Below are 13,157 nucleotides of genomic sequence, written 5' to 3'. Positions count from 1 at the left end.
CGGTTCCTGCCTAGAGTTCGGAGCATGCGCATCGTCTCCCTGCTCCCCGCGGCCACGGACATCGTGGCCGACCTCGGGCTCCTCCACGACCTGGTCGGACGCACCCACGAATGCGACTGGCCGCCGGCCGCGCTCGCCTCCGTTCCCGTGGTCACCCGAGCGGAGTTCGACGCCGACCGACTGACCAGCCGCGAGATCTCCGACGCGGTCGGTGGCGCGGCGCACAGCGGATCCTCCCTCTACACCCTCGACACCCGGGCGCTCGCCGCGCTCGCACCCGACGTCCTGCTCACCCAGGACCTCTGCGAGGTGTGCGCGGTGTCCTACGAGAACGTCTCCCGGGCGGTGCGCCTCATGGTCGCGGGGCCCCGCGTGCTGAGTCTGGAGCCCCGCACCCTGGACGACGTACTCGACTGCCTGGTCACCGTCGGCGACCTGCTGGGCGTGCGCGAAACGGCCGTTCGGCGGCGCACGGAGCTGCGCGGTCGACTCGCCGAGGTCCGACGTCGCACGCGGGGCCGGCCCCGGCCCCGGGTCGTCGCCGTCGAGTGGCTCGATCCGCTCTGGCCCGCCGGCCATTGGGTGCCCGAGCAGATCACCACGGCGGGCGGGGATCCGTTGCTGGCCGCGCCCGGTGAGCACACCGGGCCGATGACCTGGGAGGCGGTGCGCGCGGCGCGCCCGGACGTGCTGCTCGTACTGCCCTGCGGGTTCCCGCCCGAACGGACCCTGGCGGAGATCGATCTGCTCACCTCGCTGCCCGGCTGGGGCGAGTTGCCCGCCGTCCGGGCCGCCGCCGTATGGGTCCTGGACGGGCCCGCGTACTTCAACCGGCCGGGCCCCCGCGTGGTCCGAGGGGCCGAGGTGCTCGCCCATGTCCTGCACGGAGTGCGGTCCGGGGAGCCGGTGACGGAGTCGGAAGCACGTCGGCTGGGCCGGTCCTGACGGCCACCTCGTGCCCGGGCCCCGCGGTGACCGGTCCCGGGGCGGGAGGACGACGGGCTACGCCTCGGAGCACTCCGCCGGTCCCCACTGCCGCGACGGCAGGTGGACCAGCAGGAGGACGATCCCCGCCAGGGTGAAGTTCCGCCCGGCGGGCTCCAGCCCGTTCCACTTGGCGGACTGCCACATCGCGAACCACTCGCCGCCGATGACGAGGAAGCCGAGGCCGAACAGCAGCATCAGCATGAGCAGCCCGAGCGTCGTCGCCCGCCGGGCGCGTTCATGGCGCCCCGAACGCAGACCCCGGCCGTGCAGCACCGTCGCGGTGGCGAGCACCGCGGCGGTGAGGACCTCCCAGACGATGATCCCGACGTAGGCGAGGTACACCAGCGTCGGTGAACCGACGGCCCGCCACATCAGGTCCGGGTCCCGGAACGTCGTGTCCATGGCGAGCACGTGCTGGACGAACGCACGGTTGGAGTCGAAGTCGGTGATGTTGCCGAAGGCCACGAGGGCCATGTAGGCGGCGAGGAGACCCGTCAGGACCATGACGGCCACCGGCAGACGGCCGAGCCGCAGCAGACGATCGCCCGCCCCGCCCGCCCGTGCCGATGCGGAGCCCCGCCCCGCTCTGTCGCCGGTGTCCGGCCGCCCGGAGATGTCCATGCCCGCACCCTACCCACGGCCGCGGCCCCGGCCGCGGATCTGACCGGGCGGAGATGGACGTGCGGTGGCGGCCCGTGCGGGTGAGAGTGGTGGGAGCCGGCGCGTGCTGTGAGGTGGTGTCGGGTGATGGTTCGTGCTGTTCGTGCTGTTCGTGCCGGTCAGTGTTTCCCGGAGGACGGAGTGTTCGATGGCCCAGACGAAATCGACCCGGCGCGCCGATGGTTCCGGATCGCGGCGGGCCCCGTCCCCACGGCTGGTGGCGGGCCTGGTGCTCGCGGGGCTGGCCGTGTGGTTCGTGCTGATCAACACGCGCACGGCACGGATCCACTTCTGGATCCCGTGGGTCGACGCACCGATGTGGTTCGTGCTGGCCGTCACCTTCCTGGCGGGAGCCGCGACGGCATGGCTGCTCGGGCGCCGCGGCAAGTAGCGGTCGGCCGCGCGGGCGCGCCGTGGTCGCCCGGATCGGGGCCGGGCCCGGGAGGGCGACGACATGGGTGACTGGTGGTACCGCAACATCGTCGAGCCGGGGAAGCTGCCGCTGTTCCTGGCCCTGTCGGCGTTCGTGCTGACCTTCGCCATCACCCGCGTCATCACCCGAATGATCAGGGCGGGCAAGGGGCCGTTCCGGAACGTCACTCCCGGCGGCCTGCACGTCCACCACGCCGTCCCGGGGGTGATCCTGATGACGGTGGGCGGCTTCACCGGCAGCGCGGCGGGCCGGACGGGATGGGGGGCTTGGCTGGCAGCGGTGGTGTTCGGCATGGGAACCGGTCTCGTCCTGGACGAGTTCGCACTGATCCTGCACCTGAGCGACGTCTACTGGACCAAACAGGGCACGATCAGCATCGAGGTGGTGATCATGACCTCGGCGCTGGCGGCGCTGCTGCTCTGCGGGTTCCTGCCGCTGGGCGTGGACGGGCTCTCGCCCGACGAGGAGCGCAGCCGGCTGACGGTGATGACCACGGTGGTGGGCAACCTGCTGCTGTCGATCGTCGCCATGTACAAGGGGAAGCCACGGATGGCCGTACTCGGGGTGGTGGTCCCGGTGATCGCCCTGGTCGGGGCCGTCAGGCTGGCCCGGCCCGTGTCACCGTGGGCCCGGCGCTTCTACGGCGGCCGGCACAAGGTCCGGGCCAGGGCCATCAAGCGGGCCTACCACCACGACCGGCGCTGGAGCGGTCTGAGGCGCCGGGTGGACTACCTGATCGGCGGTGCGCCGAGCCAGTAGCCGCGCGAGCGGGGTGGCGAGGGCTTCGCCCGCGCTCCGGCGATCCGACGCTCCGGGCCGACCCGTCCGTCAGTGCGGGGTCACGGCCCACGGGGCGGAACGCAGATCGTCCGTACTGCGCCGTGCCCGCGTGCTCGCGGGCGCGTCGGCGGCCTTCCCTATCGCGACCATGGCGACGATCTCCCATCCGGGGTTCGGCCGGAGCTCCTCGGTGAGCGCTTCGAGGTCGAAGGCGCGGAACTGGTGGGCGGCCAGGCCCATGGCCTGGGCCTGGAGGCTCAAGTGGGCCACCGCCTGCCCGAGGTCGTAGTCGGCGAACTCGGAGTAGACCAGGCCCGCCCCGTCGACATGGCGGCGCGCCAGCGCCACCACCAGCAGCCCCGCGTCCAGGGCCCACCGCGCGGAGCTGGGCGCCAGGTGGGGCACCACCCGCTTGTGATCCGGCTCCCCGGGCCTGGCCATGAGGAATCCCCAGGGTTGGGAGTTGCCCGCGGAAGGGGACCACCTGGCCGCTTCCAGAAGCAGTTCCAAGGCCTCGTCCCCCACGACTCCGTCCGGATCGAAGGCGTACGGGCTGAACCGATCGGCCAGCAGCGGGTGGACCCGACCGGGCCACGCAAGATCATCAGACATGATCGTCACCAACAGCCGCCCCGAGCGATTCATTTCCACCCGGCGCGCGGGTGCGTACGACCCGGCGCGATGCCGTACGAGGTCTACGTCCGGGCCGACCACCAGCTCGGCGCCCGTGGCGTCCCGGGCCGACCCGCGTCCAGCTCGGCCTGGTGTACGGCGTCGTGGGCGGCCAGGGAGGCGCGCAGGGTCAGGATGTCCGCGCCCCGGGAGGCGTCCAGCCCGGTGAGCTCCGTGGCCTTGCGCAGCCGGTAGTCGACCGTGTTCGGGTGGACCTGGAGCCGGGCGGCGGCCCGGCGCCGATCGAGCCCCCGCGCCAGGAAGACGCGCAGCGTGTCGAGCAGCTCCGGGCGGGCGTCCAGCGGGTCGAGCAGTGCGGCCAGCCCCGCCCTGGCCGGGCTCGGGCGGCTCAACTGGTATTCCAGCAGCACGTCGTCGAGCAGGTACACGCCGGGCCCCCGGCCGGACGCCTCCGCCACCGCCCGCACCTCCGCGGCCAGTCGGGCGGCCTCCGCGACCCCTTCCGGCGCGGCGGCGGTCGCCGCCGCCAGCAGCTCGGCGCCGCACATCCGGCCGAGCTGCTCGACCAGCCGGGACAGCCATGCCCGGTCCACGTGGCCGGATTCGGCCGACGGGGCCTCGTAGGGGATGAGCACCGTCCCACCGCCGCCGGACAGCACCGAGAGCGGAACGCCCGTCGTCTGGCGCTGGATCTCGTTGCGCAGCCGCCGGAGCTTGCGGCGGGCGGCGACCGAGTGGTTCACACCGGGCACCAGTTCGTCGGGGTGCGGCCCCACCGCGATGCTGAGCACCAGGTAGCAGGCCGGTAGCCGGATTCCGGCCCGGTCCGCCGCCCCCTGGGGACTGCCGCCCTCCAGCAGACGGGACAGCAGCGACTGCAGCGCGACCTGCTCGTCGCTGAGGGCCGTCTGCCGCTCCTGCACGTACCCCGCGGCCACTTCACAGCTCACCAACCGCAAGTACGCGAGCATCTGGCGCTGCACCAGCAGTACGTCGGCCAAGTCGCCCGGCTCGGCCGCCGGGAAGACCCGGGCGGCGCACTCCTCCGCACCGAGGTGGTAGGCACCGACCACGGCCTCCAGCGGCACTCCCTCGTCGGCGCGCCGGGCCGACGACTCGCGGATGACCGACGCCTCGGCCTGCCCGAGCATCTCCCCGGTGCGCAGGACCGTCGCGAACCCCCGTATCCCGTGCGTCACTTGCTTGGCGATGTCGCCGCCGAGCTGCTCCGCCGGTAGCGTCCCGTATACGGGGAGCCGCTCGACCAGCCTGACCATCACGGCGCGTTCGAGTGCACCGGCCGCGTCCTGGAGCCGTTTGTGGACCGGCACACCGCCGAACCGCGGCACCCGGTCCCGTTCCCCCGCGTTGGATCCGGTCACAATCCACCTCGCACATCTTTGTTCCCCACCCCGGAGACCCGGCCGCGTACCGGCCCCATGATGTTTCCGGGACATCACTTACTGGTTGGTAACACGACTGGTCGGTGCATGGCCAGATGTGGCAGGACCTCGGCCGCATCGTTCACCGCATCTCCTTGCCGGGGACCGCCCGCCCCGGCCCGACGTGGCGCGCACCGGACCCCGTGCGGCTGCGTCGGACCCCCCACCCAGGATTCGAGGAACGCATGTCCAAGACGGCCGTTCGCCTGATATCCGTCGCTGTCGCAGCCGCCGCAGCCATGGCCACCGCGCCCGCCGCCACCGCCGTCGCCGCCACGCCGTCGGCCGTCGCGCCGGCCGCCGCGGCGGCCTCGGCGGGCGACCCGTTCTACAGCTACGCCGGGAGCGAGCCGCTGTCGACGTTCGCGCCGGGCACCGTGCTGCGGACACGGACCCTGCCCTACCACGTCCTTGGCATCCCCACACCGCTCACGGCGATCCAGCTGCTCTACCGCACCACCGACGCCCAGGGCCGCCCGGCCGCCAACGTGACCACGGTGGTGCGCAGCCTGACGGGCGACCGCAGCAAGGCGGTCTCCTACCAGTCGTTCTACGACTCGCTGAACCCGCAGGACAGCCCCTCCCGCGCGATCGCCGGCGGTGTCACCCTGGGCGGTGCCATCCCCAACGCGGAGGCCCTCTTCCTGGCGCCGCTGCTGCTGCAGGGCTACAACCTCGTCATCCCGGACACCGAGGGACAGCAGGCGAACTTCGCCGCCGGACCGGAGTACGGGACGAACACGCTGGACTCGATCCGCGCCGCGACGAAGGCGACCGAGACCGGCCTGAACTCCACCACGTCCTTCGGCCTCATCGGCTACTCGGGCGGCGCGATCGCCACCAACTGGGCCGCCGCGCTCGCGCCGAGCTACGCGCCGGACGTGAACCGCCGACTGGTCGGTTACGCCGAGGGCGGCCTGCTCGTGGACCCGGCGCACAACCTGAAGTACGTCGACGGCTCGCTGGCGTGGTCCGGCGTCATCCCCATGGCCGTCATCGGGGTTTCCCGCTCCTACGGCATCGACCTCAAGAGCTACCTCAACAGCTACGGTCTGAGCGTCTACAAGGACCTGGAGCGCGGCTCGATCATCAACGCCCTCGGCCACTACCCGGGTCTGACCTGGAAGAAGATGGCGAAGCCGGAATACGCCGACCCCAACTCGATCCCCGCCTTCGTGACGGCGATGAACAAGCTCAACCTCGGCTCCGCCGGCACCCCGACCGTCCCCGGCTTCATCGGCCAGGGCAACGGAGGCGTCTTCGAGGGAACCTTCAGCAACCGCCCGGGCATCGGCACGGGCGACGGCGTGATGGTCGCCGGCGACGTGCGCTCGCTCGCCCGGCAGTACTGCGCCACCGGCGGCTCCGCCGTCAAGTACGACCAGTACGAGCTGCTCAGCCACACGGGCGCGACCCTGGCCTGGGCCCCCGTCGCACTGGGCTGGCTGGGCGACCGCTTCGCCGGCCGGACAGCGCCGTCCGACTGCGGTCGGATCGCCAGCGGCAACTCCCTCGCCCCGGAGGAGGCCGCTCCGCGGTCGTGATCCGCAGCGCCGCCGCCGTATCCCCACCCCAAGCCCCCGAGCACGAGCGCTGCTCGACCACGGCCGACCGACATGGCCGACCGACTCCCCGACGGGACGCGTCGCCCGAGGCCGACCCAACGGGTGCGGAGGCTCCGAAAGGGGCGAACTAGACCGGTGCCGGCACCGCCTTCTCCGCCGCACGGCTGACCTGCTCCCAACCGGAGTAGGTCGTCTTGCGGCGTTCGGCCACGTCGACGGCGAGGTCGTACACCATGCTCCCGAGGACCATGCGTATCGGCGGATCCTCGGCGGCGACCAGTTTCAGGAGCGCCTCTGCGGCCAGCCGCGGTTCGCTGTCGATCGATCCCTCGGCCCACTGCTTCTCCAGCTCGGCCCGCAGCGGGGCGTAGGCCGCGATCGGGGTGGTGGTGCGCATGGCCGCGTACAGGTCGGTCCAGTAGCCGCCCGGCTGCACGATGCTGACCTTCACGCCGAACGGGGCGCCTTCCATGGCCAGGGCCTCGCTCATGCCTTCGAGGGCGAACTTGCTCGCGCTGTAGAGGCCGGTGGTCGTGAAGCCGGAGATGCCTCCGATGCTGGAGATCTGGACGATGTGACCGCCGCCCTGGGCCCGCATCACCCCCATGGCCGCTTGGCTGACCCAGAGGGCGCCGAAGAAGTTCACCTCCATCTGCGCCCGGGCCTCGGCCTCGGTGAACTCCTCGACCATGCCGGCCGACAGCGTGCCGGCGTTGTTGACGACGATGTCGAGCCGCCCGAAGTGGTCGGCGGCCGCCTCGACCGCGGCGAACGCGGCGGCCCGGTCGGTGACGTCCGCGGTCAGCGGCAGGACGCGACCGGGGTGGGCCGCCGCCAGTTCGTCCAGGGCGGCCGTCGTACGGGCAACGGCCGCCACCCGGTCGCCGATGGCGAGGGCGGCCTCCGCGAACGCGCGCCCCAGGCCCCGGCTGGCGCCGGTGACGAACCAGGTCCGCGGTCCGTCGGTGAGCGGACCGGCCGAAGCTGCGGTGGTGGTGGTCATGACTACCTCTTTCTCTCGCGCGGAACCGAGTCAACCTGAGACGAGACGGTCCGTCTCGCAACATCGCCAGCATGGCACACGCGGCACGGGTTGCACAAGACGGATCGTCTCGTCTCTCGCGTTGGGTAGGCTTCCCCCATGACAACTCCGCCGTCCAAGGCCCCCAACGCCGCCCGGCGCAGCGAGGCCTCCCGCCGCGCGATCCTCACCGCCGCCTTCGACCTCGCCGGAGAGCTCGGCTACGGCAAGCTCAACATCGAGGCCATCGCCACCCGCGCGGGAGTCGGCAAGCAGACCATCTACCGCTGGTGGCCCAGCAAGGGCGCCGTCCTCTTCGACGCGTTCCGCATGCTCAGCGAAGGCCACGGCGCGGGCGATGGCACGGGCGACGACGCCGGGCCGGGGGAGGCCACCGCCGCCGGACTGCCGGACACCGGAGACCTGGCGGCGGACCTCAAGGCGGTGCTGCGCGAGACCCTCGCCGAACTCCAGGACCCGCGCATCGCGGAACCCATGCGCGCGCTGACCATCGAGGTCGCCGGCGACCCCGAGCTCGCCGCCCGGTACGCCGAGCACCTCGACGAACCCGTCCGCGCCCTCAAGCGCCGCCGCCTCGAGGCCGCCCAGCAGGCCGGCCAACTCGCCCCCGGCATCGACCTCGACCTCGCCATCGACGCCATCTGGGGCCCGCTGCTGAACCGCTGGCTGCTGCGCACCGGACCGCTCACCCCCGAGTACACGGACGCGCTCATCGACAACGCCCTCCACGGCCTGCGCCCCACCGTGCCCCGGGGGGCCGCCGACTGACCACCGCCGCCACCGCGCGCCTGATCAACCCGTGCGATCCCGTGCCCCGTACGAGTGGTGCGGGGTGCATGGAGCCGCGACGGGCCGTTCCGCGCGCTTAGGCTCGGCGGTCATGGCGCTATGGCTTCTCAACCATTTCAGTACGTTCACCCTGGCCACCGTCGCTGTCGGAGGAACCGTTCTCCTGGCCGTCGCCGGCAGCTTGCTGCTGCGTCGCAGGTATCCGTCGTTGGCCAGGGGAGAGCACAACGACATGGTCGGTGTGACGCTGGGCATGTTCGGCGCGATCTACGGGATCATCCTCGCCTTCGTCATCGTCACCCTGTGGACGCAGTTGGAGGACACCCAGACCATCGTCGCCTCCGAGGCCACCGACGCGGCGCTCATCACCCGCGACGCCGCCGCCTTCCCGGCGCCGGTGCGCGCCGGTCTCGACGCGGCCATCAGCGGGTACGTCCACGCGGTCGTCGAGGACCAGTGGCCCCTGATGCGCGCGGGACGGCCCAGCTACGGAGCCACGGAGGTACACCTGCAAACCGCGTTCCGGGTGCTCCAGTCGTACGAACCGAAGAGCCAGACGGAGCGCGTCTTCTACGAACAGGCCGTCGACCACCTCAACGACGTCGCCTCCCAGCGCCGCGCCCGCCTGACCATGGCGCGTCAGGAACTACCGCCGCTGCTGCAGGCCCTGGCCTTCGGCGGTGCGATCGTCCTGGTGCCGCTCACGTTCCTCTACGGTCTGCGCAAGCTGCGGGTGCAGATCCTGTTCATCGCTTCGGTGTCCGGGCTGATCGGCTTCAGCCTGCTGTTGGTCTTCGTACTGGACCGCCCCTTCTCCGGCGACCTCAGCGTCAGCCCGGATCCCTACCGGGAAGGAGCCCTCGCCCGGTACTGGACCCCCTGAACCGAGGGCGCGCGCCGTGCCCGTGCCGATCGGTCGGCCCCCGGTCAGCCGGCGGCAAGCAGGCTCCGCGTGTGCTCCCGGACCTGCGCCGGCGTCAGGTACATGTCGGTGTCCTCGAACTCCCGCAGGGCGGGCGGTCGCGCGGCCTGGAAGCCGGTGCGGACGAAGTCGTCGCCGGCCACCGCATTGAGCAGCCAGTTGGTCATCACCCGGGTCTTGGCCACGTTCGTGCGCAGCGCCGACCAGTGGTACCCCCGGGCCACCGCCTGGGCCGCCGGTCCGCGCAGCGGGACGCCCAGGGGCTTGGACACGGCGTCGGTGCCCCCGAGGTCCACGACCAGGCCGAGGTCCTTGTGGACGTACGACCGCAGCGGCTGCCCGCGCAGCGAGGCGATCAGGTTGTCGGCGAGGACGCGTCCTTGGCGCAGCGCGTGTTGCGCGGTCGGCGGGCAGATCGCCCCGGTTCCGCCCTTGGCCAGGTCCGGGACGGCGGCGGCGTCTCCCAGGGCGAAGACTCCGGCCGCCCGTGGCACCGTCATCTGCGGTGTCACCAGCAGCCGTCCCTTCTCCGTCGGCGCGTCCATCGTCCCGATCAGTGGGCTCGCCGCGACACCGGCCGTCCAGATCAGGGTCCGGGTCGCCAGGATCCGTCCGTCGGTGAGCGTCACCTCCGTGGGCCCCGCCTTGGCGACGCTGACCCCCAGCGAGACGCGGATGCCGCGCCGCCGCATGATCTCCAGCGCCGCGCGGCCCAGGGAGTCGCCCAGCTCGGGCATCAGCTTGGGTGCCATGTCCAGCAGGTGCCAGCTGATCTGCCGGGCGTCCAGCCGCGGGTAGCGCTTCACCGCGTGGTCCGTCAGCCGCTGGAGGCACGCGGCCGTCTCGGTGCCCGCGTAACCGCCTCCGACCACGACGAAGCACAGCCGGGCCGCCCTCTCGGCCTCGTCCTGACTGGCGTCCGCGAGGTCGAGCTGGGCGATGACGTGGTCCCGCAGGTACGCGGCCTCGGCGAGGGTCTTCATGCCCCGCGCGTGGTCCAGCAGCCCCGGAATGTCGTAGGTGCGGGTGACGCTGCCGGGTGCCAGTACGAGGTGGTCGTACGGCTGGTCGATCACCTCGCCGGTGATCTTGCGGACGATGACGACCTTGGCCGCGGTGTCCACGCCGATCGCCGCGCCGGGCACGATCCGCGTGCGGTGGCGGCTGCTGCGGCGCAGGGACACGGCGATGGACTGCGGGGTCAGGACTCCGGACGCCACCTGGGGGAGGAGGGGCAGGTACAGCTGGTAGGAGTTCGGGGTGACCACGCAGATGTCGGCCTCGCCGGGTGACAGGCTGCGCTCCAGCCGACGTACGCATTCCACTCCTGCGAAGCCCGCACCCACCACGAGGATCCTCGGTCGCGCCACGGTCTCGTCCCTTCTGTGGTCCACCAGGTCGCTCATGCGCATGCCCCGTTCGCGGCGGTGTGCACCTGCCGGGCCGCGGCAATCGCCGGGGGACCTTCCGCCGAGGTGAACGCGACGACGTCCGCCGGGGGGTTTGGAAACGCTCGGACGGTGCAGACGGGGTTTTGACACCGACCACACATCACGAGGTAGGAGACCCACCATGGGCATCATCGCCTGGATCGTCATCGGTCTGCTCGCCGGCATCATCGCGAAGGCGATCATGCCGGGCAAGGACCCGGGCGGCATCATCATCACCATGCTCATCGGCATCGCCGGCGGCCTGCTCGGTGGTTGGCTCGGCAAGGTCATCCTCGGCGTCGACTCGATCGACGGCTTCTTCGACCTCTCCACCTGGATCGCGGCCGTCGTCGGCTCCGTCATCCTCCTGGCCCTGTACCGCCTCGTGACCGGCGGTCGCCACTCCCACCGACACGCCTGACCGGTATGCCCGGACGGCGGTACCGGAAGCGGCTCTCCCCGTTCGAGGGAGAGCCGCTCCGTCGTTCCCGGCCGCCCCGTTCGGGTGATCTCGCGGCCCAGGGGTTCTTCCGGTGTCCTCCGGGGAAGGCCTGGGCAGCCCCATGATCGGCCCCGCGCTGCACCGGGCGATGGGCCCGACCGGGCCGGAAGCGCGTGCCGTAGGAGTGGAACGTGTCGCAGGAGTAGCAGGAGTAGCAGGAGCAGCAGGAGCAGAGCGTGTCGCAAGGAAGGGAGTGAGGAGAGCGCCGTGCAGACGTTCCTTCCGTTCGCGTCGTTTCGTGACTCGGCCGGTGTCCTCGACGGGCTCAGGCTCGGAAAGCAGCGGGTCGAAGCCGTGCAGGTGCTGCGCGGTCTGATCGTGCCGGGGTACGGCTGGCGCCGGCACCCGGCCGTACGGATGTGGGCGGGCTACGAGGAGGCCCTCGTGCGCTACGGACTGGACGTGTGCTCGGTCTGGACGGCCGAGGGCCGCCGTGACACCTGCGCCGTCACGCTGGTCCAGGACTTCCGCGGCTGGCTGCCGGGTGGCACGCCGAGGACGCAGGACGAACTGGACGCGGACGGCGATCTGCCGCCGTGGCTCGGCGCACCGGACTTCCACCGCAGCCACCAGTCGGCGCTGGTGCGCAAGGCCCCGGACTTCTACCTCGGGCACTTCCCGGGGGTGCCGAACGACCTGCCGTACGTCTGGCCGGCGTCCGACCGTGACGAGGGCGTCCAGGATGCCTGAGGCCGACATCCCGCGGGAGCCGCGCACGGGCCGGGCACGACACGAGGGGGCACCGCCCCACCGGGGTCGACCGGCACAGGGCGAGCCGGACGCCCTGTTCGCCCTCGACGACCTCGACACGGGGCGGGAACGCCCCTCCCCGGCAGAGACGGGGCCGCTCTTCCGCGACTCCCCGGCCGCCCGCCGCCTGCTCGCGGTGCGCGAGATCCGCGCCGAGCCCGCCGCCGCGGCCTCCCCGCGCGGCCGGCAGGTCCTCGCCCGCTTCCCGGACGCCGAGATCGTCCCCGTGGACTCGCACTGGGGCATCCCGGACCTCCACGGCAACGCGGGGAACGTCGACCGCTGGGTTCGGATCAAGAGCGAGGTCCTGGTCCTGGGGGAGAAGAAGACGCTCACGACCCGCCCCAACGGACGCTCGGCGGACTGGATCGCCCCGGGCGCCGCCAACGGCTGCGCGATGGCCTGCGCGTACTGCTACGTCCCGCGCCGCAAGGGGTACGCCAACCCGATCACGGTCTTCACCAACAGCGACCGGATCATCGCCCACATCTCGCGGCACGTCGCGCGCCTCGGCCCCAAGACGGAGGCCAACCAGTGCGATCCGACCGCGTGGGTCTACGACGTGGGGGAGAACAGCGACTGCTCCGTCGACGCCCTGATCAGCGACAACGTCGGCGACACCGTCCGGGCCTTCGCCCGGTGGCCCTCCGCAAAGGCCTCCTTCGCCACCAAGTTCGTCAACCCGGACCTCCTCCTGCTCGACCCGCGCGGCCGGACCCGCGTCCGGTTCTCCCTGATGCCGCAGGCCGACTCCCGGCTGTTGGACATCCGCACCAGCCCCGTGGAAAGCCGCATCGCCGCGGCCGGAGACTTCCTGGAAGCGGGGTACGAGGTCCACTTCAACCTCTCGCCCGTCGTGCTGCGACCGGGCTGGGAGACGGACTGGGCCGAGCTGCTGCGCCACATGGACGACGTACTGCCGGCGCCGGTCAAGGCGCAGGCCGCGGCGGAAGTGATCATGCTGACGCACAACGAGGACCTGCACGACCTCAACCTCGGCTGGCATCCGCGCGCCGAGGACGCCCTGTGGCGCCCCGACCTCCAGGAGCCCAAACGCTCGCAGAACGGCAGCTGGAACGTCCGCTACCGGGGCGGAGTGAAGTCCGGAGCCGTCGAGGCGCTGCGCGCGCTCGTCGCCGCCCACGCCCCGTGGCTGAGGATCCGCTACGCCTTCTGACGCCCGCACGCGCCACAGCGCATCCGCCCGCCCGCCCGCCCGCCC

Annotated in this window: 14 protein-coding genes; 9 read left to right on the top strand and 5 right to left on the bottom strand. The window is 72.0% G+C overall.

Features of this window, described 5'->3' with window-relative positions; all coding sequences use genetic code 11:
- Positions 1-24: 24 nt before the first annotated feature.
- On the top strand, positions 25-945 hold the full coding sequence (locus ACFWAR_RS05005; RefSeq protein ID WP_385773149.1) for an ABC transporter substrate-binding protein: 921 nt from the start codon (positions 25-27) through the stop codon (positions 943-945).
- 57 nt (positions 946-1,002) lie between these two features.
- On the opposite strand, the gene ACFWAR_RS05000 is transcribed toward ACFWAR_RS05005, so the two are convergent.
- Positions 1,003-1,608 carry a DUF2165 domain-containing protein gene (locus tag ACFWAR_RS05000; RefSeq protein ID WP_385773147.1) on the bottom strand — a complete coding sequence of 202 codons (606 nt, stop codon included), beginning with the start codon at positions 1,606-1,608 and terminating at the stop codon, positions 1,003-1,005.
- Positions 1,609-1,795: 187 nt separating this feature from the next.
- Between ACFWAR_RS05000 and ACFWAR_RS04995 the strand changes: the two genes are divergently transcribed.
- Together ACFWAR_RS04995 and ACFWAR_RS04990 are read left to right on the top strand one after the other, a co-directional pair.
- A complete protein-coding gene (locus ACFWAR_RS04995; protein WP_385773145.1) occupies positions 1,796-2,038 on the top strand; it encodes a LapA family protein in 243 nt (80 codons plus the stop codon).
- Positions 2,039-2,101: 63 nt separating this feature from the next.
- Positions 2,102-2,839: a hypothetical protein gene (locus ACFWAR_RS04990; protein ID WP_385773143.1), complete on the top strand. Its 738-nt coding sequence runs from the start codon at positions 2,102-2,104 to the stop codon at positions 2,837-2,839.
- A 69-nt stretch (positions 2,840-2,908) separates the two neighbouring features.
- Here the strand turns inward: ACFWAR_RS04990 and ACFWAR_RS04985 are convergent, their stop codons facing one another.
- Both ACFWAR_RS04985 and ACFWAR_RS04980 read right to left on the bottom strand, forming a co-directional pair.
- Positions 2,909-3,472: a nitroreductase family protein gene (locus ACFWAR_RS04985; protein WP_385773141.1), complete on the bottom strand. Its 564-nt coding sequence runs from the start codon at positions 3,470-3,472 to the stop codon at positions 2,909-2,911.
- 83 nt (positions 3,473-3,555) lie between these two features.
- Complete coding sequence (locus ACFWAR_RS04980) at positions 3,556-4,875, bottom strand: PucR family transcriptional regulator (RefSeq protein WP_385773139.1); 1,320 nt, start codon at positions 4,873-4,875, stop codon at positions 3,556-3,558.
- 245 nt (positions 4,876-5,120) lie between these two features.
- On the opposite strand from ACFWAR_RS04980, the gene ACFWAR_RS04975 reads away from it, so the two are divergent.
- The gene (locus ACFWAR_RS04975; RefSeq protein WP_385773137.1) at positions 5,121-6,479 is read left to right on the top strand and encodes a lipase family protein; all 1,359 of its coding nucleotides are present in this window, start codon (positions 5,121-5,123) and stop codon (positions 6,477-6,479) included.
- A gap of 148 nt (positions 6,480-6,627) precedes the next feature.
- On the opposite strand, the gene ACFWAR_RS04970 is transcribed toward ACFWAR_RS04975, so the two are convergent.
- Positions 6,628-7,503 carry an SDR family NAD(P)-dependent oxidoreductase gene (locus tag ACFWAR_RS04970; protein WP_385773135.1) on the bottom strand — a complete coding sequence of 292 codons (876 nt, stop codon included), beginning with the start codon at positions 7,501-7,503 and terminating at the stop codon, positions 6,628-6,630.
- 138 nt (positions 7,504-7,641) lie between these two features.
- Here ACFWAR_RS04970 and ACFWAR_RS04965 point away from each other — a divergent pair, with 138 nt between their 5' ends.
- Together ACFWAR_RS04965 and ACFWAR_RS04960 are read left to right on the top strand one after the other, a co-directional pair.
- Positions 7,642-8,310 (top strand): TetR/AcrR family transcriptional regulator, encoded by a 669-nt coding sequence (locus ACFWAR_RS04965; RefSeq protein WP_385773133.1) that lies wholly within the window; start codon positions 7,642-7,644, stop codon positions 8,308-8,310.
- A 112-nt stretch (positions 8,311-8,422) separates the two neighbouring features.
- Positions 8,423-9,214, top strand: a complete 792-nt coding sequence (locus ACFWAR_RS04960) for a DUF4239 domain-containing protein (RefSeq protein ID WP_385773131.1) — start codon at positions 8,423-8,425, stop codon at positions 9,212-9,214.
- A 44-nt stretch (positions 9,215-9,258) separates the two neighbouring features.
- Here the strand turns inward: ACFWAR_RS04960 and ACFWAR_RS04955 are convergent, their stop codons facing one another.
- Positions 9,259-10,623, bottom strand: coding sequence for an NAD(P)/FAD-dependent oxidoreductase (locus ACFWAR_RS04955; RefSeq protein ID WP_385773249.1), 1,365 nt, complete (start codon positions 10,621-10,623; stop codon positions 9,259-9,261).
- Positions 10,624-10,825: 202 nt separating this feature from the next.
- Here ACFWAR_RS04955 and ACFWAR_RS04950 point away from each other — a divergent pair, with 202 nt between their 5' ends.
- From ACFWAR_RS04950 to ACFWAR_RS04940, 3 genes are all read left to right on the top strand, one after another.
- The gene (locus ACFWAR_RS04950) at positions 10,826-11,104 is read left to right on the top strand and encodes a GlsB/YeaQ/YmgE family stress response membrane protein (RefSeq protein ID WP_385773129.1); all 279 of its coding nucleotides are present in this window, start codon (positions 10,826-10,828) and stop codon (positions 11,102-11,104) included.
- A 288-nt stretch (positions 11,105-11,392) separates the two neighbouring features.
- Positions 11,393-11,875: an MSMEG_6728 family protein gene (locus tag ACFWAR_RS04945; RefSeq protein ID WP_385773127.1), complete on the top strand. Its 483-nt coding sequence runs from the start codon at positions 11,393-11,395 to the stop codon at positions 11,873-11,875.
- Positions 11,868-13,112, top strand: coding sequence for a spore photoproduct lyase family protein (locus tag ACFWAR_RS04940; RefSeq protein ID WP_385773125.1), 1,245 nt, complete (start codon positions 11,868-11,870; stop codon positions 13,110-13,112). The genes ACFWAR_RS04945 and ACFWAR_RS04940 overlap by 8 nt, the downstream gene beginning before the upstream one ends.
- The last annotated feature ends 45 nt before the right edge of the window (positions 13,113-13,157 follow it).

The sequence above is a fragment of the Streptomyces sp. NPDC059917 genome (assembly GCF_042730635.1).
In the GTDB taxonomy this organism is placed as follows: Bacteria; Actinomycetota; Actinomycetes; order Streptomycetales; family Streptomycetaceae; genus Streptomyces.
Note: the sequence above shows the minus strand (reverse complement) of the source record. Positions and strands in the feature narration are given on the sequence as shown.

Bases quoted from the DNA above. Each gene is read 5' to 3' on its own strand.
- ACFWAR_RS05005 (WP_385773149.1), top strand. From the start codon at position 25: ATGCGCATCGTCTCCCTGCTCCCCGCGGCCACGGACATCGTGGCCGAC.
- ACFWAR_RS05000 (WP_385773147.1), bottom strand. From the start codon at position 1,608: ATGGACATCTCCGGGCGGCCGGACACCGGCGACAGAGCGGGGCGGGGC.
- ACFWAR_RS04995 (WP_385773145.1), top strand. From the start codon at position 1,796: ATGGCCCAGACGAAATCGACCCGGCGCGCCGATGGTTCCGGATCGCGG.
- ACFWAR_RS04990 (WP_385773143.1), top strand. From the start codon at position 2,102: ATGGGTGACTGGTGGTACCGCAACATCGTCGAGCCGGGGAAGCTGCCG.
- ACFWAR_RS04985 (WP_385773141.1), bottom strand. From the start codon at position 3,472: ATGTCTGATGATCTTGCGTGGCCCGGTCGGGTCCACCCGCTGCTGGCC.
- ACFWAR_RS04975 (WP_385773137.1), top strand. From the start codon at position 5,121: ATGTCCAAGACGGCCGTTCGCCTGATATCCGTCGCTGTCGCAGCCGCC.
- ACFWAR_RS04970 (WP_385773135.1), bottom strand. From the start codon at position 7,503: ATGACCACCACCACCGCAGCTTCGGCCGGTCCGCTCACCGACGGACCG.
- ACFWAR_RS04965 (WP_385773133.1), top strand. From the start codon at position 7,642: ATGACAACTCCGCCGTCCAAGGCCCCCAACGCCGCCCGGCGCAGCGAG.
- ACFWAR_RS04960 (WP_385773131.1), top strand. From the start codon at position 8,423: ATGGCGCTATGGCTTCTCAACCATTTCAGTACGTTCACCCTGGCCACC.
- ACFWAR_RS04950 (WP_385773129.1), top strand. From the start codon at position 10,826: ATGGGCATCATCGCCTGGATCGTCATCGGTCTGCTCGCCGGCATCATC.
- ACFWAR_RS04940 (WP_385773125.1), top strand. From the start codon at position 11,868: ATGCCTGAGGCCGACATCCCGCGGGAGCCGCGCACGGGCCGGGCACGA.